Consider the following 22,673-nt stretch of genomic DNA (forward strand, 5'->3'; position numbering starts at 1 on the left):
CCGTCGTACGGGCCCGGGGGCCGGAAGTGTCCCCTCCTCGTACGGGCCGGGGACCGGGTTCCCCCTCGTACGGGCCGGGGGTGCCGTGCAAGCGGCCCGCCGCGCTCGTACGGGCCGGAGCGGCCCGCTGGTCCCCCGTACGGGCCCCGGGGCGGCTGCGGTGGGCCCGCTCGTCCCCCGTACGGCCCCCTCGGGGGTCAGCGGCCCTGGTCGCGGTGGTCCGGGTCCAGGTCGGTCTCCTCGAAGACCAGCAGGGTCCGGGTGGAGAGCACCTCTGGGATCGACTGGAGCTTGGTGAGCACCAGCTCCCGCAGGGTCCTGTTGTCGGGCGTGTGGACCAGCAGCAGGACGTCGAAGTCGCCGCTGACCAGGGCGATGTGCGCGGCTCCCGGCAGGGCCTGGAGCTGTTCGCGCACCGTCCGCCAGGAGTTCTGGACGATCTTGAGCGTGATGTAGGCGGAGGCTCCGTGGCCCGCCCTCTCGTGGTTCACGCGCGCGCTGAAGCCGCGGATCACCCCGTCGTCGATGAGCCGGTTGATGCGCGCGTACGCGTTCGCCCGGGAGACGTGCACCCGCTCGGCCACGGAGCGGATCGAGGCGCGGCCGTCCGTCTGCAGGATCCGCAGGATGTCGCGGTCGATGGCGTCCAGCGGGCGCGCCGGGGGTCCGGTGAGCCCCGCCCCCGGGGCCGGCGCGACGACCTGCTCCCAGTCGTCGGCCATTTGTTCATCCGCCATGTGCCCCCGCCTCTCTCCCGTGGACGACCTGCCCTTATCCCAGGCTGTGGAGAACCGTTTGTCCACAGGCTGGAGGTGCCTGTAGCCAAAATGCCTCCACGACCGAACAATCGGTAGGTGAGGCGCGCCACACTCGCGCCACCCGCCTTCGGGTCTTATGCCCGCTCCCACGAGGAGGTGGACTCGTTGCAACAGCGCAGTTCGACAGTCCAAGAGCCGCCCGGTGCCGTTCCCGCCCACCGGCACACCCCGCCGCCGGCGTGGCAGCCCCGCACCGACCCCGCCCCGCTGCTGCCCGAGACCGAGCCGCTGCGCGTGCTCGGCACGGACGCCGTGGCCGACGCCGACCCCGCGCTGCTGCTCCGGCTCTACGCGGAGCTGATCCGCGGCCGCCGGTACAACACGCAGGCCACCGCCCTCACCAAGCAGGGCAGGCTCGCCGTGTACCCGTCCACCACGGGCCAGGAGGCGTGCGAGATCGCCGCCGCCCTCGCCCTGGAGGAGCAGGACTGGCTCTTCCCCTCGTACCGCGACACCCTCGCGGCCGTCGCCCGGGGCCTCGACCCCGTCCAGGCGCTGACCCTCCTGCGCGGCGACTGGCACACCGGGTACGACCCGCGCGAGCACCGCATCGCGCCGCTCTGCACCCCGCTGGCCACCCAGCTCCCGCACGCGGTGGGCCTCGCCCACGCCGCCCGCCTCAAGGGCGACGACGTCGTCGCGCTCGCCATGGTCGGCGACGGCGGCACCAGCGAGGGCGACTTCCACGAGGCGCTGAACTTCGCCGCCGTCTGGCAGGCCCCCGTGGTCTTCCTCGTCCAGAACAACGGCTTCGCGATCTCCGTGCCGCTCGCCAAGCAGACCGCGGCCCCCTCCCTCGCCCACAAGGCCGTCGGATACGGGATGCCGGGCCGGCTCGTCGACGGCAACGACGCGGTCGCCGTCCACCAGGTCCTCACCGAGGCCGTGGCCCGCGCCCGGCGCGGCGGCGGACCCACCCTCGTCGAGGCCGTCACGTACCGGATCGACGCCCACACCAACGCCGACGACGCCACCCGCTACCGCGCGGCCGGCGAGGTCGAGACGTGGCGGGCGCACGACCCGATCCTCCTGCTCGAACGGGAACTGACGGAGCGCGGCCTGCTCGACGAGGACGGCAGGCGCGCGGCGGCCGAGGCCGCCGAGACGATGGCGGCGGAGCTGCGCGAACGGATGAACGCCGACCCGGTGCTCGACCCGATGGAACTCTTCTCCCACGTCTACGCGGAGCAGACCACACAGCTGCGCGAACAGGCGGCGCAGCTGCGCGCCGAGCTCGATGCCGAGGGTGAGGCGTGATGACGACCGCGACGACCGGCCCCGCGGCGGCCAGGACCGGCGGGAACGCCGGGAAGCCGAAGCCCGCCACGATGGCGCAGGCGCTCCAGCGCGCCATGCGCGACGCGATGGCCGAGGACCCGACCGTCCATGTGATGGGCGAGGACGTCGGCACCCTCGGCGGCGTCTTCCGGGTCACCGACGGGCTCGCCAAGGAGTTCGGCGAGGACCGCTGCACCGACACCCCGCTGGCCGAGGCGGGCATCCTCGGCGCGGCCGTCGGCATGGCCATGTACGGCCTGCGGCCGGTCGTGGAGATGCAGTTCGACGCGTTCGCGTACCCGGCGTTCGAGCAGCTGATCTCGCACGTGGCGAAGATGCGGAACCGGACGCGCGGCGCGATGCCGATGCCGATCGTCATCCGCGTCCCGTACGGCGGCGGGATCGGCGGCGTCGAGCACCACAGCGACTCCTCCGAGGCCTACTACACGGCCACTCCGGGCCTGCACGTCGTCACCCCGGCCACCGTCGAGGACGCCTACGGGCTGCTCCGCGCGGCCATCGCCTCCGACGACCCGGTGGTCTTCCTGGAGCCCAAGCGGCTCTACTGGTCCAAGTCCGACTGGTCCCCCGAGGCGCCCGCCGCCGTCGAGCCGATCGGCAAGGCCGTCGTGCGGCGCCGGGGCACCGGCGCCACCCTGATCACCTACGGTCCCTCCGTGCCGGTCTGCCTGGAGGCGGCGGAGGCCGCACAGGCCGAGGGCTGGGACCTGGAGGTCGTCGACCTGCGCTCCCTCGTGCCGTTCGACGACGAGACGGTCTGCGCCTCGGTGCGGCGCACGGGCCGCGCGGTCGTCGTCCACGAGTCGGCCGGCTTCGGCGGCCCCGGCGCGGAGATCGCCGCGCGCGTGACCGAGCGCTGCTTCCACCACCTGGAGGCGCCGGTGCTGCGGGTCGCGGGCTTCGACATCCCGTACCCGCCGCCGATGCTGGAGCGGCACCATCTGCCGGGCGTGGACCGGGTCCTGGACGCGGTCGCGCGACTGCAGTGGGAGGCGGGGAGCTGATGGCACAGGTGCTGGAGTTCAAGCTGCCCGACCTCGGTGAGGGACTCACCGAGGCCGAGATCGTGCGCTGGCTGGTCGCGGTCGGCGACGTCGTCGCCATCGACCAGCCGGTCGTCGAGGTCGAGACGGCCAAGGCGATGGTCGAGGTGCCCTGCCCGTACGGCGGTGTCGTCACCGCCCGATACGGCGAGGAGGGCACCGAACTGCCCGTCGGCGCCCCGCTCCTGACGGTCGCCGTCGGCGGCACGGGTGCGCCGGAGGAGCTCGCGGAGGCCGCTCCCGGAGCGGCGCCCACGGCGGGAGCGGCCGACGCCGCCTCCGCCGTCTCGTCGGAGTACTCGGGCAACGTGCTCGTCGGCTACGGCACGGCCGAGCCCGCCGCCCGGCGCCGCCGGGTGCGGCACGCGGATCCGGCGGCCGCCGCTGCGCCCGTATCCGCCACTCCTGTCTCCGCCGCTCCTGTCTCCGTCGCCGCCCCCGTCGCGGCGCCGGTTCCGGCGTCCGCCGGGCCCGTGCCCGTCATCTCGCCGCTCGTGCGGAAGCTGGCCCGGGACCGGGGCCTCGACCTGCGGGAAGTGCGGGGATCCGGACCCGAGGGGCTGATCCTGCGGGCCGACGTCGAGCTGGCCCTCGCGGCCCTGGAGCGGCCCGCCGCCACCCCGGCGGCCGCCCCCGCCGTGGCGGTCGCCGCACCGGCCGGTGAGCGGGTGCCGCTGCGCGGGGTCCGTGGCGTGGTGGCGGACAAGCTGTCCCGGAGCCGCACCGAGATCCCCGACGCGACCTGCTGGGTCGACGCCGACGCGACCGAGTTGATGGCGGCCCGCGCCGCGATGAACGCGGCCGGCGGACCGAAGATCTCGCTGCTCGCGCTCCTCGCGCGCATCTGCGCGCACGCCCTGGCCCGGTTCCCCGAGCTCAACTCGACGGTGGACACCGCCGCTCGCGAGATCGTCCGGCTGCCGTCCGTGCACCTAGGCTTCGCCGCCCAGACCCCGCGCGGGCTCGTCGTCCCCGTCGTCAAGGACGCCGGGGCCCGGACGGCCGAGTCGCTGACCGAGGAGTTCGCCCGGCTCACCGAGGCGGCCCGGCAGGGCGCGATCACCCCGGCCGATCTGACCGGTGGCACGTTCACCCTCAACAACTACGGGGTGTTCGGGGTCGACGGCTCCACGCCGATCATCAACCACCCCGAGGCGGCCATGCTCGGGGTCGGCCGGATCATCCCCAAGCCCTGGGTGCACCAGGGCGAACTGGCCGTCCGTCAGGTGGTGCAGCTCTCGCTCACCTTCGACCACCGCGTCTGCGACGGCGGCACGGCCGGCGGCTTCCTGCGGTACGTGGCGGACTGCGTCGAGCAGCCGGCGGTCCTGCTCCGCACGGTCTGACGCGTCCTGCTCCGCACGGTCGCACCCGATGGGCCGTGCCCGACGGGTGCGACCAGCGGTGCGCGGCCCCGCCGGAGAGGCCGGTCGCCGTGGCCGTCCGCACGTCGAAGGCGGGCGGCCCGGCGGTGGCGCGGGGCGGCCGACCATACTGCTGGGGTGATCACCGCATACGACGCCGTCGTGCTCGCCGGAGGTGCCGCCCGGCGCCTCGGGGGTTCCGACAAGCCCGGGGTACGGGTCGGGGGCAGGACCCTCCTCGACCGGGTGCTCGCGGCCTGCGCCGACGCGGGGCGGACCGTGGTCGTCGCCGGCCCCCGCCCCACCGTCCGTCCCGTCCGCTGGACCAGGGAGGACCCGCCCGGCGGCGGCCCCCTGGCCGCCCTCGGCGCCGGGGTGCGCGAGACCGGCGCCGACGTCCTCCTCGTCCTCTCCGCCGACCTGCCCTTCCTGGACGCGGCCACCGTCCGAGGCCTCCTCGACGCCCTCGACGCGTCCCCCGGCGCCGAGGCCGCCCTCCTCACCGACCCCGACGGACGCGACCAGCCGCTCGTCGCCGCGTACCGCCGCACCCCGCTCCTGCGGGAGCTCACCCTCATCGCCGAGCGGCGGGGCACCCTCGCGGACGGTCCGCTGCGTCTCCTCACCGGGGGACTGGTCCTCACCCGGGTCGCCGCGGCCCCCCTCGCCTCCTTCGACTGCGACACCTGGGAGGACATCGCCACGGCCAGGGCCCGCATCAGGGACCATGGGACCGTGCTGGATGAATGGATCACCGCGGTCAAGGACGAGCTGGGCATCGAACTGGACGTCGACACCGGCGTGCTGCTCGACCTCGCCCGTGACGCCGCCCACGGAGTGGCCCGCCCCGCCGCGCCCCTGACCACCTTCCTGGTCGGCTACGCGGCGGCCCGCGCGGGCGCCGACGGCGGACCCGAGGCGGTCGCCGAGGCCGCCCGCAAGGCCGCGGCGCTCGCCCAGCGCTGGGCCGCCGAGCAGGACGAGGCCGGATGACCCTGGAGGAGCCCGTTCCCGTAGCCCCGGAGACCGCCGCCGGCGCGAAGGCCGAGCCGCCGCACCGGGCCACCCCCTGGCCCGAGGCCCGGAAGGCCGCCGCCCGCGCCGGAGCCGACGCGGGGGGCGACCGCGAGCCCCGGCGCCTCCCGTTGGGGCTGGCGCTCGGCCGGGTCCTGGCCGAGCCGCTCCTCGCCCTCACCGACCTGCCCTCCTTCGACACCTCCGCCATGGACGGCTGGGCCGTCGCGGGGCCCGGCCCCTGGACGGTCGTCGAGGAGACCCCGGTCCTCGCCGGTCACGCGCGCGCCGCCGTACTGACCGCCGGTGAGGCCGTACGGATCGCCACCGGCGCCCCCGTCCCGCCCGGGACCACCGCCGTCGTCCGCACCGAGCACTCCCGCACCGAGCAATCCCGCACCGGACACGCCCCTGACGTGGGCCTTCGGGTGCACGCCCTGCGCGACGTGGTCCCCGGACAGGACATCCGGCCCCGGGGCCAGGAGTGCCGCTCCGGCGACGAACTGCTGCCCGCGGGCGCCGACGTCACCCCCGCCGTCCTGGGCCTCGCCGCGGCCGCGGGCTACGACGAGCTCCCCGTACCGGCGCGCCCCCGGGTGGAGGTCCTTGTCCTCGGCGACGAGCTGCTCACGGCCGGGCTCCCCCACGAGGGCCTCATCCGTGACGCCCTCGGCCCGATGCTCGGCCCCTGGCTGGAGGCGCTCGGCGCCGAGGTGCTCGCCACCCGGCGGATCGGCGACGACGCCGAGGAGCTGTACGCGGCCGTCACCGGCTCCCCCGCCGACCTGGTCGTCACCACCGGGGGCACCGCCGCCGGGCCCGTCGACCACCTCCACCGTGTGCTCGACAAGGCGGGCGCCACGCTCCTGGTCGACGGGGTGAAGGTCCGCCCCGGCCACCCGATGCTCCTCGCGGCCCTGGACGGCCGGCGCCACCTCGTCGGCCTGCCCGGCAATCCGCTCGCCGCCGTCTCCGGGCTCCTCACGCTCGCCGAGCCGCTCCTCGCGGCCCTGGGCGCCACCGTCCCCTCCGGGTGCTCCACGGGCCGTGCCCCCGTCCTGGAGACGGTCCACGGGCACCCGTACGACACCCGGCTCGTTCCCGTCGTACGCCGTGGGGAGCAGCTCGTTCCGCTGCGCTACAACGGGCCGGCCATGCTCCGGGGCATCGCCGTCGCGGACGGCATGGCCGTCGTCCCGCCCGGCGGCGCCCCGTCCGGCACGGAGCTGGACGTCCTCGACCTTCCCTGGCCGCCGACGTCGGGTGCCGTACCGGCGCAAGGAGTGTGTTTCACGTGAAACTTCCCAGTCGTGACGTGATGGCACGCCACGCGGACGAGCGCATCACGGGCCCCCAGGTCCGGCTGCCCCGCAGGGTCGTCGAGCGGCCGCTGCGACAGGTCGGCAAGCGGCTGCTCATGGCGCTCGGCGTGCTCCTCGTGACGGTCCTCATCGTCTACATCGACCGTGACGGCTACCACGACAACGCCGACGAGACGCTCGACTTCCTCGACTCCGCCTACTACGCGACCGTGACGCTCTCCACCACCGGATACGGCGACATCGTCCCGTACAGCGACTCGGCACGGCTCGCCAACATCCTGCTGGTCACGCCCCTGCGCGTGCTGTTCCTGATCATCCTGGTCGGCACCACTCTCGAGGTCCTCACCGAGCGGACCCGCGAGGAGTTCCGGCTGAATCGCTGGAGGTCCACCTTGCGCGACCACACCGTCATCGTCGGTTTCGGGACGAAGGGCCGGTCCGCGATCCAGACGCTCTGCGCGACCGGGCTCCGCAAGGACCAGATCGTCATCGTCGACCCCTCCACCAAGGTGATCGAGACGGCGAACGCCGACGGGTTCGTCGGTGTCATCGGCGACGCGACGCGCAGCGACGTGCTGCTCCGCGCCGAGGTGCAGCGGGCCCGGCAGATCGTGATCGCCACCCAGCGCGACGACACCGCGGTCCTGGTCACCCTCACGGCCCGCCAGCTCAACCGGGGCGCCAAGATCGTCGCCGCGGTCCGCGAGGAGGAGAACGCGCCGCTGCTCCGCCAGTCCGGCGCGGACGCGGTCATCACCAGCGCCAGCGCCGCCGGGCGCCTGCTCGGCCTCTCCGTGCTGAGCCCCAGCGCCGGCACGGTGATGGAGGACCTCATCCAGCAGGGCTCGGGTCTCGACCTGGTGGAACGGCCGGTGACCAAGAGCGAGGCCGGCAAGAGCGTCCGGGAGACCGGCGACCTGGTGGTGAGCGTGCTCCGCGGCCACCGCCTGCTCGGCTACGACGACCCCGCCGCCAGCCCGCTCCAGCTCACCGACCGGGTGATCACCATCGTGCGCGCCGCGCCGGTGACCCCGCTCTCCACACCGCCGGAGGACTGACGCGCCGGACGAGTAGCCTCGCCGCCATGTATGCGATCACGATTCCGGAACCCGGTGGTCCCGAGGCCCTCGTCTGGGCCGAGGTGCCCGATCCCGTACCCGGCGAGGGCGAGGTGCTCGTCGAGGTGGTGGCGAGCGCCGTCAACCGCGCCGATCTGCTCCAGCGGCAGGGCTTCTACGACCCGCCGCCCGGCAGCTCCCCCCACCCCGGCCTGGAGTGCGCGGGCCGGATCACCGCGCTCGGCCCCGGGGTGTCCGGCTGGGCCGTCGGCGACGAGGTGTGCGCGCTGCTCGCCGGCGGCGGTTACGCGGAGCAGGTCGTGGTCCCGGCGGGCCAGCTCCTGCCGGTCCCGGAGGGCGTCGACCTGGCCACGGCCGCCGCGCTCCCCGAGGTCGCGTGCACCGTCTGGTCCAACATCTTCATGATCGCCCACCTGCGCCCCGGCGAGACGCTGCTCGTGCACGGCGGTGCGAGCGGCATCGGCACGATGGCGATCCAGCTGGCGAAGGCGGTCGGCGCGCGGGTCGCGGTCACGGCCGGAGGCCCGGAGAAGCTGGCGCGCTGCGCCGAGCTCGGCGCGGACATCCTGATCGACTACCGCGAGCAGGACTTCGTCGAGGAGCTGGCGAAGGCGACGGACGGGGCCGGCGCGGACGTCATCCTGGACATCGTGGGCGCCAAGTACCTGGAGCGGAACGTGAAGGCGCTGGCGGTGAACGGCCGCCTCGTCGTCATCGGCCTCCAGGGCGGGGTCAAGGGCGAGCTGAACCTCGGGGCGCTGCTCGCGAAGCGCGCCGCCGTCATGGCGACCACGCTGCGGTCCCGTCCGGCGGGGGAGAAGGCGGCGATCGTCGCCGCCGTACGGGAGCACGTCTGGCCGCTGATCGGCGCGGGCACGGTCCGGCCGGTCGTGGACCGCACCGTGCCGATGCCGGAGGCCGCCGAGGGCCACCGGGCGCTGGAGGACGGCCGCCACGTCGGCAAGGTGCTGCTGCTGGTGCCGCGCGGCTGACACCACGAGCGCGTGTACGGCCGTGGCCGGTGAGCACGGGGAACCCGGGGCACCCGCACCCCGTGGACACGTCACGACCGCGCGTACGGCCCGTGACCGGTGAGTACGGGCCTCCGGCGCACCCGCACCCCGTGGACACGCGAAGGGCCCGGCACCGCAGGTGCCGGGCCCTTCGTGACCGCGCTCTACAGGTACGGCCCCGAGCGGACCGCGTGGCCGTGGCCCTGGTCGTCGTCATCGTCGTGGGACGAGCCCGGAGGCAGGGCGCGGCGCATCTGCTCCAGCTGGGCGCGGGCCGCCATCTGCTGGGCGAACAGCGCCGTCTGGATGCCGTGGAACAGGCCTTCCAGCCAGCCCACCAGCTGCGCCTGCGCGATGCGCAGCTCGGCCTCCGAGGGGATCGCCTCGTCCGTGAACGGCAGGGAGAGCCGCTCCAGTTCCTCGACGAGCTCGGGTGCGAGCCCGTCCTCCAGCTCCTTCACGGAGCTGGCGTGGATGTCCTTGAGCCTGACCCGGCTCGCCTCGTCCAGAGGGGCCGCCCGTACTTCCTCCAGGAGCTGCTTGATCATGCTGCCGATCCGCATGACCTTCGCAGGCTGCTCGACCATTTCCGTCACCGGGACCTCGCGGGGTTCGTCGTCGCCCTGAGCGCCGCCGAGGGCCATCCCGTCCTGTCCCACGATGAGGACCTGGGGGCTCTCCTGCGACCTGTCATTCCTCGGCATCTCCATGCCGCCATTCTCTCGTACACACGCGTCATCACAGGGTGTGCCCCTGTACGAGGGTGATCCACCCTCGTACAGGGGCACAGGACGGGAACGAAGACCGTCAGGTCGCCGCGCGGCGGGCCAGCGCACCGCGCGAGCGGGTCACCAGGGCCGCCAGGAGCGCGGCGCCGAGCGGTACGGCGACGAGCAGGCCGGCCAGCGTCTCCCAGGGGACGACGATCGGCACGTGGGGCGGGGTGAGCTCGCCGGTCCAGCCCGAGGCGACGTTCTGCTCGTAGAAGCGGATCTGGTCGCGTTCCTCGGTGAGCCGGAGTCCGACGGCGGGCAGCAGTCCGGCGGCCGAGCCGAGGACCACGCCCATCGCGGCGACGACTCCGCACTGGAAGCCGCTGAGCGTGCGGCGGACCCGGGGCGGGGCGCCCACGGCGGCGAGCGTCTTCAGGTCGGCCTCGGCGTCGGCCTGGGCGAGGCCCGTGGCGATGCCGGCGGCGCCGATCGTGACGAGGCCCGCGAAGATGGCCAGCGAGAGCAGGATGATGCCGTACTCGTTGACGAAGCCCTCTTCCAGGTGCATCTCGACGTTGCTGCCGAGCTTGGCGAGGTCGCCGTCGAGCTTCTGGCGCTGCTCGCCGTCCGGGAGCCGGTCGGTGCTGACGTACACGCCCATCGGCACCGTGGAGAGGCCGGCGGCCTTGGCGGTGGCCGGGGTCATGAGGGCCTGGACGCCGTAGGACTTCTTCTCGCCGGGCACCAGGTAGGCCGGCACGGAGCTGACCTTGCCGGGCGTGGGGCGGCCCGCCTCGGAGGCCTTGTCGGCGGCGGCGATGTCGGTGATCTGCTTGATCCCGACGGCGCCCGCCGCGTCGACCAGGGCGCGGTTGAAGGTGACGATCTTCCCGTCGGCGAGGGCCTTCACGGTCGCGGGGTCGTCGACGCCGAGGACCTGGAGCAGCTTGGCGTCTCCGACGACCAGACCGCCGTCGGAGAGGTACATGCCGCTGCTCGGGGAGGTCTTGCAGCGCCAGTCCTCGGTGAGCATCTTCCGTCGCTGCTCGGGCGTGTACTTCTCCGAGGGGTCGCTGCCGCCCGGGCCCGAGGCGTACATCGGGCACTCGTTCGCCGGCGGGACGAGGACCTCGTAGCGGCCGCAGCCCGGGTCGCCGCCCCAGGGCGGGCAGCCGGGCTTGCCGACGGAGACGCGCTCGACGTCGGCCCGGACGTCGACGGGGAAGTTGCGCTGGACGGCGTCGCGGACCGCGGGGACGTCCCGGCCGCCCTCTTCCTGGACGAAGGCGGCGGCGACGCCGTACGGCAGGGATGCCTCGTACTCGGCCCTGTTCTGGGCCTCGCGGCTGGCCATGTACGTGGTGACGGCGACCGTGCCCGCGACGGCGGCGAGGACGGCGGCGACGGCGGGTGCCGTGCGGCCCCGGTTGCGGACGGCGTCGCGCAGCGCGAGGCGCGGGGAGAGCGGCAGCCAGCGGCCGGCCCGCCCGAACAGGCCCACAAGGGCCGGGGTCATGGCGACGACACCCAGCTCGGCGAGGGCGGAGCCGGCGGCCACCAGGGTGACCTGCTCCGAGACCATCGAGCCGAAGAGGGCGACCGCGCCGCCGAGGAGGAGGGCGGCCAGGCCGATCAGGGGCAGGACCCGGCTGCTGCGGCGGATCCCGCGGCGCCCGGTGAGCGAGGCGAGGACGGTCTGCCGGGAGGCGGTGACGGCCGGGACGATGGCGGCGAGCAGACCGGTCAGGACCGCGAGCAGCGCGATGCCGAGCAGTTCGAGGGGCCGGATGTCGAAGGCCCCGAACCGCTGGTTCATGGTGTTCTCGAGGACCGGCTGCAGCAGCAGCGTCAGGACCAGGGCGAGGACGCTTCCGGTGACGGCGGCGGCGACGCCGATGACCAGACCGCCGCTCAGCACGATGGCCCGGATGTGGCTGCGGGCACCGCCGTTGGCCCCGACCAGGCCGAGCTGGCGCCGGGAGCGGCGGGCACCGACCGCGAAGGCGGGTCCGGCGAGCAGGCAGATCTCCAGCATCGCCAGACCGACGACGGTGGCGAGGGAGGCGAGCGCGGCGGCGTCGGCGGCCGGGCTGGACTCGTAGTTCCCCCAGCCGTCCTTCTGGTACAGCGGGACCTCGGATTCGGCCGGCGGGTCGAGCTTCACGGCACGCGAGACGACGGCGACGCCCTTGGCGTTGATCTCCTTCACGCTGTTCCACGTGAAACCGCCGGAGGAGCGCACCAGGTACGAGACGGCGGTGCCGGGCGCCGGCAGACCGGCCTTCTCGACCGCCTTCGTGTACGGGGCGAGGAAGGCCCCCGGCACGGTGTTGATCTGATCCGCGTTGAGCGCGTCGGGAAGTTCGTAGGAGCCGACGATCCGATACGGGCGGTCGAAGTTGCGGGCGGAAAGGGTCGAGCCGACCGACAGACCGCTGGCCTCCAGGAAGTGCGAGGTCGCCATGACCTCGTCGGTCTTCTCCGGGAAACGCCCCTCCAGGAGCGTCATGATGCCGCGCGCGACCGGATCGGACGCCTTGAGCTCCCGCACCTCGGTCATGAGCAGACCGTGCGTCGTCGTCAGCTTGGCCGAGCCGGTGGTGTCCGTGAGGACGGTGGAACCCGCGGGGATGGCCTTGGCGACGTCCGTGGGACCGGTCGGCCAGGGCTCGTCCTTGTAGTCCTTCACCGGCGTGTGCATGTCGCCGGACGGGTCCTGGTAGATCGGGACCCCGCCGACGTCGGCGTCCCGGAAGCGCGCGTCGGCCGCGCCGAGCTGCCGCTCCGCCTGCTCGGCGGAGGAGAGCTCGGAGCTGCGGTAGGTCAGGTCGAGGGCGCTGACGCCCAGGATGGGCAGCGCGATCATCGCGAGGACGAGCGCACTGCGGCCCTTGGAACGCCAGGCGTCACGGCGGGCTATGCGGATCGCGGCCCGCCAGGAGTGGAACCAGGTCTTCACGCCTCGGCCACCTGGCCCGAGAGGAGGGAGTCGGCCTCGCTGCGCACGGTCTGGTCGACGATGGCGCCGTCCCGCAGGAACACGACCCGGTCGGCCCAGGCCGCGAACCGCGGCTCGTGGGTGACGAGGACGCCGGCGGCGCCCGCGTCGCAGCGGGTGCGGAGCAGGGCGAGCACGGACTCGCCGGTCTCGGAGTCGAGGGCGCCGGTCGGCTCGTCGGCGAGGACGAGGCGGCGGTCGCCGACCAGGGCGCGGGCGATGGCCACGCGCTGCTGCTGGCCGCCGGACATCTCGTCGGGGAAGCGGTCGGCGAGGTGGCCGAGCCCCATCTCCTCCAGGGCGGCGAGGGCCTCGACACGGGCCTTGCGGGCCGAGGTGCCGTCCAGCTCGCGGGGCAGGGCGACGTTCTCGGCGGCGGTCAGCGCCGGGATGAGGTTGTAGTCCTGGAAGACGTAACCGATGCTGCGGCGGCGCAGGGCGGCGAGCTGCTTGACGCTCGCGGCGGTGATGTCGGTGTCCTCGACGATCACACGGCCCGAGCTGGGGGTGTCCAGGCCGCCCGCGATGGTGAGCAGGGTGGACTTGCCGGAGCCCGACGGGCCCATGACGGCGACGAGTTCGCCGGGGTACACGGCGAGGTCGATGCCGCGCAGGGCATGCACCTCGGTGGCGCCCGCGCCGTGGACGCGGGTCAGGTTCTGGAGTTGCAGCACGGGCTGCTGTGACGACATGGAGGGGTCCCCCCGTTGGCCGTACGCGGCCGGTCGGCCGGGTACGGGTGCGTGCGGTGGAAGGTGGTGCGTGAGGGGTACGGACGGGGCACGCGCGTGTGCGGTCGGCGCGCCCGGACGTACCGGTGGTCGAAGCGGCCTAGGAGGTCGGAGCCCCCGGCGCGGCAGCGGTGCTCGGTGCGTCAGAGGTCTTCGGGGCGTCCGGGGCCGTGCGGGCGGCGGCCGGGGCGCTGGGCGCGGGTGCCGGCGCGGCCCCCGGGGCGCCCGCGGCGGCCGTCGCCGACAGGCGGATCAGCCGGGACTCGCAGTGGTCCAGCCAGCGGGCCTCCGCCTCGGTCTGGAAGATCAGCTGCTCCAGGACGAGCAGCCAGGCCACGTCGTCCCGCTCCCGCGCCCCGCCGCCCTCGACGGCGAGCAGGGCCTGCGCCTTGAGCCGGGTGTAGTCCTGCATCGCCTTCACGGTGTGCCGGCGCTGGGACTGGATGACGTTCCGGATGTCGACGCCGGGGGCGCCCACGGCCATGGCGAGCTTGATGGCCAGCTCGTCGCGGGCGGGGCTGGTGCGGTCCACCGGCTTCTCGAACCAGGTCCTGAGCTCGGCGCGGCCGCTGTCGGTGATGGCGTAGAGCGTGTGCCCGGCCTCGTCCTCGCCGCCCTGCGCGACCATGCCGTCGCGTTCGAGCCGGTTGAGGGTCGTGTAGACCTGGCCGACGTTGAGCGGCCAGGTGGAGCCGGTGCGGGACTCGAACTCCGTCCGGAGCTGGGAGCCGTAGCGAGGGCCGCGTTCGAGGAGGGCGAGGAGCCCGTGGCGGATCGACATACTCAGTATGTATACCGGGTATGCCGGAGCGGGCAACCGTCCTGAGAGGGAAGCGGGAGGTCCGACTCAAGGGGGACCCGGCGGCTTCGGAGGGGGTCAGCGGCGCCGCATCCGGAGCCCGAGGAAGCCGATGCCGAGCCCCATCAGAGCCATCCCCACGCCCAGGGTGAGGACGGGAATCCGCTGGTCGCCGAGGGTGGGCGCGGCTTCGGCCGACAGATCGGGCGCCGCGGCGGGGACGCTGGCGGGCGCCGCCTCGGGCCGCGCCGCGTCCTCCTCGCGTACCGGTGCCTCCCCCTCGCCGGCGGGCTCGCGCTCACGCGGGGTTGTAGCGGTTTCGGTACGAGAGCGGCCGGGCGGGGGCGCCGAGACGGCGGCGGCGGGCTCGGTGCGCCCGGGGCGGGGACGTCCCTCACCGGCGGGCCGCCCCGCGAGCGAGGCGGAACGGGCGGGGGCGGGCGCGTCGGACGGCGCGGCGCTCGGCGCGGGAGGGGCGGGCGGCGTCCCGGTGCCGGTGGGCGCGGGCGCGGGAGAAGCAGGGGCGCGCGTGCCCCCGGGCGGGGAGGAAGGCGTGGGCGGCGCGGACGGCCGAGGGGGCGCCGGGGTGCCGGAGGGTGAGGCGGGTGCGGAGGGGGAGGCCCCCGGCCCGGTCGGCGAGGGCGCGTCGGGGGAGGGTCTCGGCTCCGGAGCCGGGTCCGAGGTGTCCCCGGACGTGCCGGACGCCTCCCCCGGGTGGGGGACGGGCACGAGGTGCGCGGGCCGGAGGGACTGCACGACGGGCGCGGGGCGCGCGACGGGCGCCGCGGACCCGAGGGGCGCGGCGGACAGGAGGCACGCGCAGGTGAACGTGCAGGTGAGCGCGGGGCGCAGAGCCCGTGCGCGTGCCGTGCGGAGTGCTGGAGTCACCGGGTGACCCCCTCCCGTACCGAGCCGCCGAGGTGTTCGACTCAGCGTCACATGCCGGTGCGTTTCCGGCATCCGGGACGGGGCAGGGGGCGTACGGCGGTCCTCGTGGCTACTGCTGCGGGTTGCCCGTCGAGATCTTGAGGGTGAACTCGGCGTCCTCGTCCGTGATGTCCTCGCCGGCCGGCGGGTACTGCTCCAGGACCGTGCCCTCGCCGTACGTGGACTCGTCCACCGGGGTCTGGGTCATGATCTTCCAGCCCGCCGCCTGGACACACGCCTTCACCGACTGGATGTTCTTGTAGGTGAAGTCGGGTACCTCGAACTTCGCGGGGTCGTCGCTCGACTCCGAAGGCTGCGTGCACTTCTTCATGTCGATCGTCTTGGTCAGGTCGGGGCCCTTGTGGCCGGGCGCCGCTGACTGGCTCTGCTGCGTCTCGGTGCCGCCCGTGCCGCCGGCCTGCGGGTCCTCGTCCTTGTTGTCCAGGTTGAGCGCGACGAGCAGGCCGCCGATCGCGAGCAGCGCCACGGCGACGGCGCCGACGATCACCCGCGTGTTCCGTCCGGAGCCCGAGCCGCCGCCGGTGCCGCCCGTCGCGACGGGCGCCGGGGTCGGCGCGTACGGCGCGGGGGTCGGCGCGTACGGCGCGGGGGCCGGGGTCTGGTAGGCCGGCGCCTGCTGCGGGTAGCCGTACGACGGGGCGGGCGCGGGAGTCGCGGGGCCGTACGGGCCGGGCTGCGGCGTCGGCGGCAGGTAGGGCTGCTGCACACCGTGCTGCTGCGGCGGCGGGGTCTGGCCGATCGGCGGGAAGACCGCCGAGCCGACGCCCGCGCCGCTGCTGACCGGACCGCCCTGGACGATCACCGGCGCCCCGGTCTGCCCGGCCGAGAGGACCCGCAGGCACTCGTCGCGCATGGCGGCGGCGCTCGGGAACCGCTCGTTCGGGTTCTTCCGCAGGGCGCGGGCGACGAGCGCGTCCATCGCCGGGGTCACCGAGCGGTTGACGGAGGACGGGGCGACCGGCTCCTCCTGCACGTGCGCGTAGGCGATCGCGAGCGGGGAGTCGGCGTCGAAGGGGAGACGGCCCGTCAGCAGCTGGAAGAGCATGATGCCGACCGAGTACAGGTCGGAGCGGGCGTCCACCGCGCGCCCGAGGGCCTGCTCGGGGGAGAGGTACTGGGGGGTGCCGACGACCATGCCGGTCTGCGTCATCGAGGTGACACCGGACTGCATGGCCCGCGCGATGCCGAAGTCCATGACCTTGACCACGCCGCGCTTGGTCGTCATCACGTTGCCCGGCTTGATGTCCCGGTGGACCAGGCCCATCTCGTGGCTGACCTCGAGCGCGGCGAGCACGTCGGCCGTGACCTTCAGCGCCTTGTCGGCGGGCATCGCGCCGTACTGCTGGACGTCGGCGGCGAGGACGGAGCCGAGCGGCTGCCCCTCCACGTACTCCATGACGATGTACGGCATGACGGCGCCGTCGAGGGTGTCCTCGCCGGTGTCGAAGACCGAGACGATGTTCGTGTGCGAAAGCTTCGCGACGGCCTGCGCCTCGCGCCGGAACCGCTCGCGGAAGGACTGCTCCCGGCCGAGCTCCGTGTGCAGCGTCTTGATGGCGACCTGCCGGTCGAGGGCGCTGTCGTACGCCAGGTACACCGACGCCATGCCGCCCTCGCCGAGAAGGTCACGCAGCTGGTACCGGCCGCCCGCGACCGAACCGCCCGCATAGCGGCCCTGTGCGCCGTCCTGGCTCATCTGTGCTTCCCCCTACGCGCGCGAGGCGGCGTCGATCCGGAATTTCCTGGCGCAAGTCTGCCGTAGGGCAGTGACACGTCAAGCCGGGCACCGGTTCGGTACCCGTTCCGTGACCCTCCGCACAGGCCCCTTCTCCGAACCGTTTCCGCACTCCGGGAGGAAACCCGTCGAATTTGCACAGGCGTACGTCGAGGGGGTTGGATGGCCGGTCCATCTCGGACCGTGGTGTCGTACGGAGCCTGTAGCGTGACGACTGGACACGGCACGACAGACGACGGCGAGGACTGATGGCACCCGAATCCGGAGCAGGTGGCGGTGTGCCGGACGCGTCGGCGGAATCCTGGGGCGAGGGCGGGGTCGTCGGCGACGGCCGTTACCGCTTGACGCACCGTCTGGGCCGCGGCGGCATGGCGGAGGTCTTCGCCGCCGAGGACGTGCGGCTCGGCCGCACCGTGGCCGTGAAGCTGCTGCGCGCCGACCTCGCAGAGGACCCGGTCTCCAAGGCCCGCTTCACCCGCGAGGCGCAGTCCGTCGCCGGCCTGAACCACCACGCCATCGTCGCCGTGTACGACTCCGGCGAGGACCTCGTGGCCGGCCGGCCCGTGCCGTACATCGTGATGGAGCTGGTCGAGGGCCGCACCATCCGCGACCTGCTGCTCAGCGCCGAGGCGCCCGGTCCCGAGCAGGCGCTCATCATCGTCTCCGGGGTCCTGGAGGCGCTGGCCTACTCGCACCAGCACGGCATCGTGCACCGCGACATCAAGCCGGCGAACGTGATCATCACGCACAGCGGTGCGGTGAAGGTCATGGACTTCGGCATCGCGCGCGCCCTGCACGGCGCGCAGTCGACGATGACCCAGACCGGCATGGTCATGGGCACCCCGCAGTACCTCTCCCCCGAGCAGGCGCTCGGCAAGGCGGTCGACCACCGCTCCGACCTGTACGCGACGGGCTGCCTGCTCTACGAGCTCCTCGCGCTGCGCCCCCCGTTCACCGGCGAGACGCCGCTGTCCGTCGTCTACCAGCACGTGCAGGACGCGCCGGTCCCGCCGTCCGACGTGACCGGGTCCGTGCCGCCGGAGCTCGACGGCCTGGTGATGCGCTCGCTCGCGAAGGACCCGGACGACCGGTTCCAGAGCGCCGAGGAGATGCGCGGGCTGATCCAGTACAGCCTGTCGATGCTCCAGCAGCAGGGCGGCTACACCGGCACGTGGAACACGGGGCCGGTCGCGATGCACGAGGGCGGGCACACCCCGGGCGGCGGCATGGCCGCGACGACCGCGATGGGCCACCCGATGCACGGCGAGACCGCGCAGGGCCCGATCCTTCCGCCGATGAACCCGGACGACGGCGGATACGTCGGTTACGACGGCGGCACGGGCGGCTACGGCCAGGACGGGTACGGCTCGTCGAACGGCGGCAACGGGCGGCGGGGCAAGGTGTGGCTGTTCGCCGCGCTCGCGGTGATCGCGGTCGTCGCCGGAGTCGTCTTCGCCCTCGACAAGGCCGGCAAGGGCGGCACCCCGAACGACACCAAGCCGACCGTCACGAATGCTCCGTCGACGGCGTCCGAGGAGCCCACTCCCTCCGAGGAGCCCTCCACGGAGTCCACCGAGGACCCCGGCACCTCGACCGGCGGCTCGACCGAGCAGCCGTGGACCCCGCCGGCGACCAACGACCCGACCTGGTCCACGGGCACGCCGACGACCGAGCCGCCGACCCAGCCGACGACCACGCCGCCGACGGATCCCACGGACCCGCCGACGGAGTCGGGCGAGCCGACGACCGAGCCCCCGACGCAGCCGACGGACCCGCCGACCGACGACTCCACCGGCGGCAACACGAACCCGGACACCCCGCCGCCGGGCACGGGCACCGAGACGGGCTGATCCCGCACCCGGGAGGACGGGCCGACGCTCAGCCCGCGAAGGCGTCGCGGACCGCCGCGTACTCGCGCGTCCACCACACCGCCAGGGCCGACACCGCGGGGAACTGCGGGTCGGCCCTCCGGTCGTGCAGCTGATAGCGCCAGCGCAGCGTCCAGAAGTCGTTCAGCCGCTCCCACCACACGCGGTGCGCCGCCGCGGCCATCTCGGCGCCGTCCGCGCCCGTCGCCCGCCGGTACGCGCGCGCGTACGCCCGCACCTTCTCCAGGGCCAGCTCCCCCTCCGGCCGTACGAAGAAGATGGCGGCGGCCCTGACCGTCTCCTCGGCCCTGGGGCGGACCCCGAGCCGGTCCCAGTCGACGATCGCGGCGGGCTCCGCGCCCCGGTACAGCAGGTTCAGCGGGTGGAAGTCGCCGTGCACCCAGCCGGCGGCGGACGCGGGCGGCGGCCGGTGGTGGGCGTGCTGCGCGAGCAGTCGGCGCCGCTCCCTGAGCCGGTGCTCGGCGAGGGCGTCGAAGCTGTCGCGGGGGCGGTGCGCGCGGGCGAGGCGGAGCAGCTCCTCGATGGCCCGGAAGGTGTCCTCGGGGCGGGCGCTCCCGTGGTCACCGCCCGGCGGCGGTGACTCCATGACCTGCTCCAGGCAGGTGTGGACGCGGCCGAGGAGGGTGCCGAGCCGCCGTGAGCAGCCGGTGGAGAGCTGGGCGCCGTCGCGGTGGCGGCCGTCGACCCAGGGGTGCAGGGCGTAGCAGTGGCCGCCGACCAGCGCGACCGTGCGGCCCCGGCTGTCGGGGAGCGGCGGCGCCACGGGCAGGCCGAGGGCGGCCAGGCGCTGGGTGGCCCGGTGCTGGCGGGTGATGGTGGCCCGGTCGGAGGTGGGGGCGTCCAGGTGCTGCTTGAGGAAGTAGGCGCCGCGGGTGGTGGAGAGCCGGTAGCCGCGGTTGAGCAGGCCCTCGGTCACGGGGACGCAGGAGAGCGGCTCGCCGACGTCCCGGTAGCGGCGCAGGAGCGGGCCGACGGGCGGAGCGAGCGGTACAGATGAGCGCGGCACTCCGCAGATGTTAGATCACGCTGCGTGGTGGAGGTGTCGCTCCGGGGAACGTCCCTCGGAGGGGTGTCCCTCGGGGGAGTGGCCCTCGGATCGGGGGCCCTCGGCGGGCGTGCCGCTCTCGGGCCGCCCGCTGTAGTCGAGCTCGTGGACCGTCACGAACTGCGGCTCGATCCGCATGAACACCGGCGTGAAGGGCTCGCCGTCCACCTGGACGGGCTCGGGGCCGAAGGCGGCCCGCTGCCGGTCCGTCGGCTCGACGATCTCGGCGGTACCCGTGAACTGCACGGACCAGACGTGCTCGGCGTCCGAGCCGAAGTTGTCCGCGCCGTACGCGACGACGCTGCCGTTGCAGGCGCGGTGGTAGCCGAGGCCGCGGTGCATCCGGAGCAGGACGCGGCCGTCGGCCACGATGTGGCGGGCGGGGGCGACGAACGGCATCGCCCGCATGCTCGTCGCCACCCGGCCGTACGACACGCGGCTGAGCAGCTCGATGGCGCGGATCTCGTCGGTGGACATGATTTCCACTCTCCGCCACCGGCGCGGTGCCGGAAAAGGGGCGCCTGCCCCGGTTCGACGGGGACGTTGGTCCCGAATCGGGGCCGTGGGCCCCGCCCGGCCCGTGCGGGTGAGGCGGGACCTCCCTTCGTGCGGGCCGTCCGCGGCGCTCGCTTGCGTGCGGGCGGTCTGTGGGGCCCGCTTGCGTGCGGGCCCGTCAGTGACGCTCGGCCTGGAGCCGCGCCACGTATGCCGCGGCCTGCGAGCGCCGTTCCATGCCCAGCTTCGACAGCAGGCTGGAGACGTAGTTCTTGATGGTCTTCTCCGCGAGGTGGAGCCGCTCGCCGATGACCCGGTTGGTCAGGCCCTCGCCGATCAGGTCCAGGATCCGGCGCTCCTGCTCGGTCAGGGCGGCGAGCTTGTCGTCGCGCTTCGGGTTGTTGCCGTCGCGCAGCCGCTCCAGGACCCGGGCGGTGGCCACCGGGTCGAGCAGGGACTTGCCGGCCGCCACGTCCCGCACGGCGTTGAGGAGCTCGTTGCCCCGGATGGCCTTGAGCACGTAACCCGAGGCCCCGGCCATGATCGCGTCGAAGAGCGCCTCGTCGTCCGCGTACGAGGTCAGCATCAGGCATTTGATCGACTCGTCCTGCGAGCGGATCTCCCGGCACACCTCCACTCCGCTGCCGTCGGGCAGCCGGACGTCGAGCACCGCGACGTCGGGGCGGGTCGCGGGGATCCTGACCAGCGCGTCCGCAGCCGTGCCGGCTTCGCCGACCACCTCGATGTCGTCCTCCACGGAGAGCAGCTCGTGGACGCCGCGCCGGACCACTTCATGGTCGTCCAGCAGAAATACCCGGATTTTTCCTTCTTCGCGCACGCAGTCAGTCTCACATATTGGGTCTTCCGGCGCCCGGGGTGCGCGGGATAACGTGCCGGGTGTTCCGACGACGGCGTCGGGTCGTTGTCCATGCGCTGACCAGCGGCGCTTCCCCCATTTCTCGATTTACTTGGAAATCCAAGCAAAATCGCAGGTCAAGTGGGGTTTCGCGGGAATGCCGCGTAATGGGTAACGTGCCTATGACGGCGTTCGCCGGGGCACCTGTCACGCCCGACTCCGGCCGCGTCGCACCCACCCCGTGCGAAGGTACGGACAAGGCGGAGCCGCACTGGCCTCACCGGCGAACCCGGGGGCCGGACCGACGGAGGAGCACGCACGTGACCGTGGAGAGCACTGCCGCGCGCAAGACGACGCGACGCAGCAGCGGCACCAAGCGCACCGCAAGCGCGAGCACGAGCACCACCAAGAAGGCGACGACGAAGCCCGCCACGGCCTCGGAGCCCGAGCTCGTTCAGCTGTTGACGCCCGAAGGGGAGCGCGTCCAGCACCCCGACTACGACATCGACCTGAGCGCCGAGGAGCTGCGCGGTCTCTACCGCGACATGGTCCTCAGCCGTCGCTTCGACGCCGAGGCCACCGCCCTGCAGCGTCAGGGCGAGCTGGGCCTGTGGGCCTCGCTGCTGGGCCAGGAGGCCGCCCAGATCGGCTCCGGCCGCGCGCTGCGGGACGACGACTACGTCTTCCCCACCTACCGCGAGCACGCCGTCGCCTGGTGCCGCGGGGTCGACCCCACCAACCTCCTCGGCATGTTCCGCGGCGTGAACAACGGTGGCTGGGACCCCAACAGCAACAACTTCCACCTGTACACGATCGTCCTCGGCTCGCAGACCCTGCACGCCACCGGCTACGCCATGGGCATCGCCAAGGACGGCGCGGACTCCGCCGTGATCGCGTACTTCGGCGACGGCGCCTCCAGCCAGGGCGACGTCAACGAGGCGTTCGTCTTCTCCGCGGTCTACAACGCCCCGGTCGTGTTCTTCTGCCAGAACAACCAGTGGGCCATCTCCGAGCCCATCGAGAAGCAGACCCGCGTCCCGCTCTACCAGCGCGCCGCCGGCTTCGGCTTCCCCGGCATCCGCGTCGACGGCAACGACGTCCTCGCCTGCCTGGCGGTGACCCGGTCGGCCCTGGAGCGCGCCCGCCGCGGTGAGGGCCCGACGCTCATCGAGGCGTACACCTACCGCATGGCCGCCCACACCACCTCCGACGACCCGACCCGCTACCGCCGCGACGCGGAGCGGGAGGAGTGGGAGGCCAAGGACCCGATCCTGCGCCTCAAGGCCTACATGGAGCGCGAGGGCCACGCCGACGCCGCCTTCTTCGAGGAGCTGGAGACGGAGAGCGAGGCGCTGGGCAAGCACGTCCGCGAGGTCGTCCGCGCCATGCCGGTGCCGGAGCACATGGCGATCTTCGACAACGTGTACGCGGACGGGCACGCGCTCGTCGACGAGGAGCGCGCGCAGTTCGCCGCCTACCAGGCGTCCTTCGAGGGCGGAGAGGCCGAGTAAT

Annotated in this window: 18 protein-coding genes; 9 read left to right on the forward strand and 9 right to left on the reverse strand. The window is 73.7% G+C overall.

What is annotated here, in order from left to right:
* Window positions 1-197: 197 nt before the first annotated feature.
* Window positions 198-722 (reverse strand): Lrp/AsnC family transcriptional regulator, encoded by a 525-nt coding sequence (locus tag ACFV2S_RS26370; protein WP_385564073.1) that lies wholly within the window; start codon window positions 720-722, stop codon window positions 198-200.
* 192 nt (window positions 723-914) lie between these two features.
* On the opposite strand from ACFV2S_RS26370, the gene pdhA (ACFV2S_RS26375) reads away from it, so the two are divergent.
* From pdhA (ACFV2S_RS26375) to ACFV2S_RS26405, 7 genes are all read left to right on the forward strand, one after another.
* Window positions 915-2,075, forward strand: a complete 1,161-nt coding sequence (pdhA, locus tag ACFV2S_RS26375; protein WP_385564075.1) for a pyruvate dehydrogenase (acetyl-transferring) E1 component subunit alpha — start codon at window positions 915-917, stop codon at window positions 2,073-2,075.
* Window positions 2,075-3,121: an alpha-ketoacid dehydrogenase subunit beta gene (locus ACFV2S_RS26380; RefSeq protein WP_385563853.1), complete on the forward strand. Its 1,047-nt coding sequence runs from the start codon at window positions 2,075-2,077 to the stop codon at window positions 3,119-3,121. The genes pdhA (ACFV2S_RS26375) and ACFV2S_RS26380 overlap by 1 nt, the downstream gene beginning before the upstream one ends.
* A complete protein-coding gene (locus ACFV2S_RS26385; protein ID WP_385563856.1) occupies window positions 3,121-4,506 on the forward strand; it encodes a dihydrolipoamide acetyltransferase family protein in 1,386 nt (461 codons plus the stop codon). Before ACFV2S_RS26380 ends, ACFV2S_RS26385 begins: the two co-directional genes overlap by 1 nt.
* A 159-nt stretch (window positions 4,507-4,665) precedes the next feature.
* A complete protein-coding gene (locus ACFV2S_RS26390) occupies window positions 4,666-5,517 on the forward strand; it encodes an NTP transferase domain-containing protein (protein WP_385564078.1) in 852 nt (283 codons plus the stop codon).
* Window positions 5,514-6,836 (forward strand): molybdopterin molybdotransferase MoeA, encoded by a 1,323-nt coding sequence (locus ACFV2S_RS26395; RefSeq protein ID WP_385563859.1) that lies wholly within the window; start codon window positions 5,514-5,516, stop codon window positions 6,834-6,836. Before ACFV2S_RS26390 ends, ACFV2S_RS26395 begins: the two co-directional genes overlap by 4 nt.
* Window positions 6,833-7,918 (forward strand): potassium channel family protein, encoded by a 1,086-nt coding sequence (locus ACFV2S_RS26400; protein WP_383791074.1) that lies wholly within the window; start codon window positions 6,833-6,835, stop codon window positions 7,916-7,918. The genes ACFV2S_RS26395 and ACFV2S_RS26400 overlap by 4 nt, the downstream gene beginning before the upstream one ends.
* A gap of 26 nt (window positions 7,919-7,944) precedes the next feature.
* Window positions 7,945-8,931 (forward strand): NAD(P)H-quinone oxidoreductase, encoded by a 987-nt coding sequence (locus tag ACFV2S_RS26405; protein WP_385563863.1) that lies wholly within the window; start codon window positions 7,945-7,947, stop codon window positions 8,929-8,931.
* 185 nt (window positions 8,932-9,116) lie between these two features.
* On the opposite strand, the gene ACFV2S_RS26410 is transcribed toward ACFV2S_RS26405, so the two are convergent.
* The 5 genes from ACFV2S_RS26410 to ACFV2S_RS26430 all read right to left on the reverse strand — a co-directional run bounded on the left by ACFV2S_RS26410 (window position 9,117) and on the right by ACFV2S_RS26430 (window position 16,837).
* Window positions 9,117-9,662, reverse strand: coding sequence for a bacterial proteasome activator family protein (locus ACFV2S_RS26410; RefSeq protein ID WP_383791080.1), 546 nt, complete (start codon window positions 9,660-9,662; stop codon window positions 9,117-9,119).
* Window positions 9,663-9,759: 97 nt separating this feature from the next.
* Window positions 9,760-12,624, reverse strand: coding sequence for an FtsX-like permease family protein (locus ACFV2S_RS26415; protein ID WP_385563866.1), 2,865 nt, complete (start codon window positions 12,622-12,624; stop codon window positions 9,760-9,762).
* Window positions 12,621-13,355, reverse strand: coding sequence for an ABC transporter ATP-binding protein (locus ACFV2S_RS26420; protein ID WP_382861885.1), 735 nt, complete (start codon window positions 13,353-13,355; stop codon window positions 12,621-12,623). The genes ACFV2S_RS26415 and ACFV2S_RS26420 overlap by 4 nt, the downstream gene beginning before the upstream one ends.
* Window positions 13,356-13,494: 139 nt before the next feature.
* Window positions 13,495-14,175, reverse strand: coding sequence for a PadR family transcriptional regulator (locus ACFV2S_RS26425; RefSeq protein ID WP_385563869.1), 681 nt, complete (start codon window positions 14,173-14,175; stop codon window positions 13,495-13,497).
* Between the two features lie 1,015 nt (window positions 14,176-15,190).
* Window positions 15,191-16,837 carry a protein kinase gene (locus ACFV2S_RS26430; protein ID WP_385563872.1) on the reverse strand — a complete coding sequence of 549 codons (1,647 nt, stop codon included), beginning with the start codon at window positions 16,835-16,837 and terminating at the stop codon, window positions 15,191-15,193.
* Between the two features lie 287 nt (window positions 16,838-17,124).
* On the opposite strand from ACFV2S_RS26430, the gene ACFV2S_RS26435 reads away from it, so the two are divergent.
* The gene (locus ACFV2S_RS26435) at window positions 17,125-18,726 is read left to right on the forward strand and encodes a protein kinase (protein WP_385563875.1); all 1,602 of its coding nucleotides are present in this window, start codon (window positions 17,125-17,127) and stop codon (window positions 18,724-18,726) included.
* 28 nt (window positions 18,727-18,754) lie between these two features.
* Here the strand turns inward: ACFV2S_RS26435 and ACFV2S_RS26440 are convergent, their stop codons facing one another.
* From ACFV2S_RS26440 to ACFV2S_RS26450, 3 genes are all read right to left on the reverse strand, one after another.
* Window positions 18,755-19,771, reverse strand: a complete 1,017-nt coding sequence (locus tag ACFV2S_RS26440) for a phosphotransferase (RefSeq protein WP_385563878.1) — start codon at window positions 19,769-19,771, stop codon at window positions 18,755-18,757.
* A gap of 15 nt (window positions 19,772-19,786) precedes the next feature.
* Complete coding sequence (locus ACFV2S_RS26445) at window positions 19,787-20,287, reverse strand: pyridoxamine 5'-phosphate oxidase family protein (RefSeq protein ID WP_385563880.1); 501 nt, start codon at window positions 20,285-20,287, stop codon at window positions 19,787-19,789.
* A gap of 196 nt (window positions 20,288-20,483) precedes the next feature.
* On the reverse strand, window positions 20,484-21,143 hold the full coding sequence (locus tag ACFV2S_RS26450) for a response regulator (protein ID WP_383791100.1): 660 nt from the start codon (window positions 21,141-21,143) through the stop codon (window positions 20,484-20,486).
* A gap of 338 nt (window positions 21,144-21,481) precedes the next feature.
* Between ACFV2S_RS26450 and pdhA (ACFV2S_RS26455) the strand changes: the two genes are divergently transcribed.
* Window positions 21,482-22,672 carry a pyruvate dehydrogenase (acetyl-transferring) E1 component subunit alpha gene (gene pdhA / locus ACFV2S_RS26455; protein WP_385563883.1) on the forward strand — a complete coding sequence of 397 codons (1,191 nt, stop codon included), beginning with the start codon at window positions 21,482-21,484 and terminating at the stop codon, window positions 22,670-22,672.
* Window position 22,673 lies beyond the last annotated feature (1 nt).

The sequence above is a fragment of the Streptomyces sp. NPDC059695 genome, from assembly GCF_042733785.1.
Classification (GTDB): Bacteria; Actinomycetota; Actinomycetes; order Streptomycetales; family Streptomycetaceae; genus Streptomyces.

What these genes read in the sequence shown, in the direction of transcription:
- ACFV2S_RS26430 (WP_385563872.1), bottom strand. Translation starts at nt 16,837, where the DNA reads ATGAGCCAGGACGGCGCACAGGGCCGCTATGCGGGCGGTTCGGTCGCG.
- ACFV2S_RS26395 (WP_385563859.1), top strand. Translation starts at nt 5,514, where the DNA reads ATGACCCTGGAGGAGCCCGTTCCCGTAGCCCCGGAGACCGCCGCCGGC.
- ACFV2S_RS26425 (WP_385563869.1), bottom strand. Translation starts at nt 14,175, where the DNA reads ATGTCGATCCGCCACGGGCTCCTCGCCCTCCTCGAACGCGGCCCTCGC.
- ACFV2S_RS26410 (WP_383791080.1), bottom strand. Translation starts at nt 9,662, where the DNA reads ATGGAGATGCCGAGGAATGACAGGTCGCAGGAGAGCCCCCAGGTCCTC.
- ACFV2S_RS26405 (WP_385563863.1), top strand. Translation starts at nt 7,945, where the DNA reads ATGTATGCGATCACGATTCCGGAACCCGGTGGTCCCGAGGCCCTCGTC.
- ACFV2S_RS26435 (WP_385563875.1), top strand. Translation starts at nt 17,125, where the DNA reads ATGGCACCCGAATCCGGAGCAGGTGGCGGTGTGCCGGACGCGTCGGCG.
- ACFV2S_RS26380 (WP_385563853.1), top strand. Translation starts at nt 2,075, where the DNA reads ATGACGACCGCGACGACCGGCCCCGCGGCGGCCAGGACCGGCGGGAAC.
- ACFV2S_RS26385 (WP_385563856.1), top strand. Translation starts at nt 3,121, where the DNA reads ATGGCACAGGTGCTGGAGTTCAAGCTGCCCGACCTCGGTGAGGGACTC.
- ACFV2S_RS26370 (WP_385564073.1), bottom strand. Translation starts at nt 722, where the DNA reads ATGGCCGACGACTGGGAGCAGGTCGTCGCGCCGGCCCCGGGGGCGGGG.
- ACFV2S_RS26420 (WP_382861885.1), bottom strand. Translation starts at nt 13,355, where the DNA reads ATGTCGTCACAGCAGCCCGTGCTGCAACTCCAGAACCTGACCCGCGTC.
- ACFV2S_RS26445 (WP_385563880.1), bottom strand. Translation starts at nt 20,287, where the DNA reads ATGTCCACCGACGAGATCCGCGCCATCGAGCTGCTCAGCCGCGTGTCG.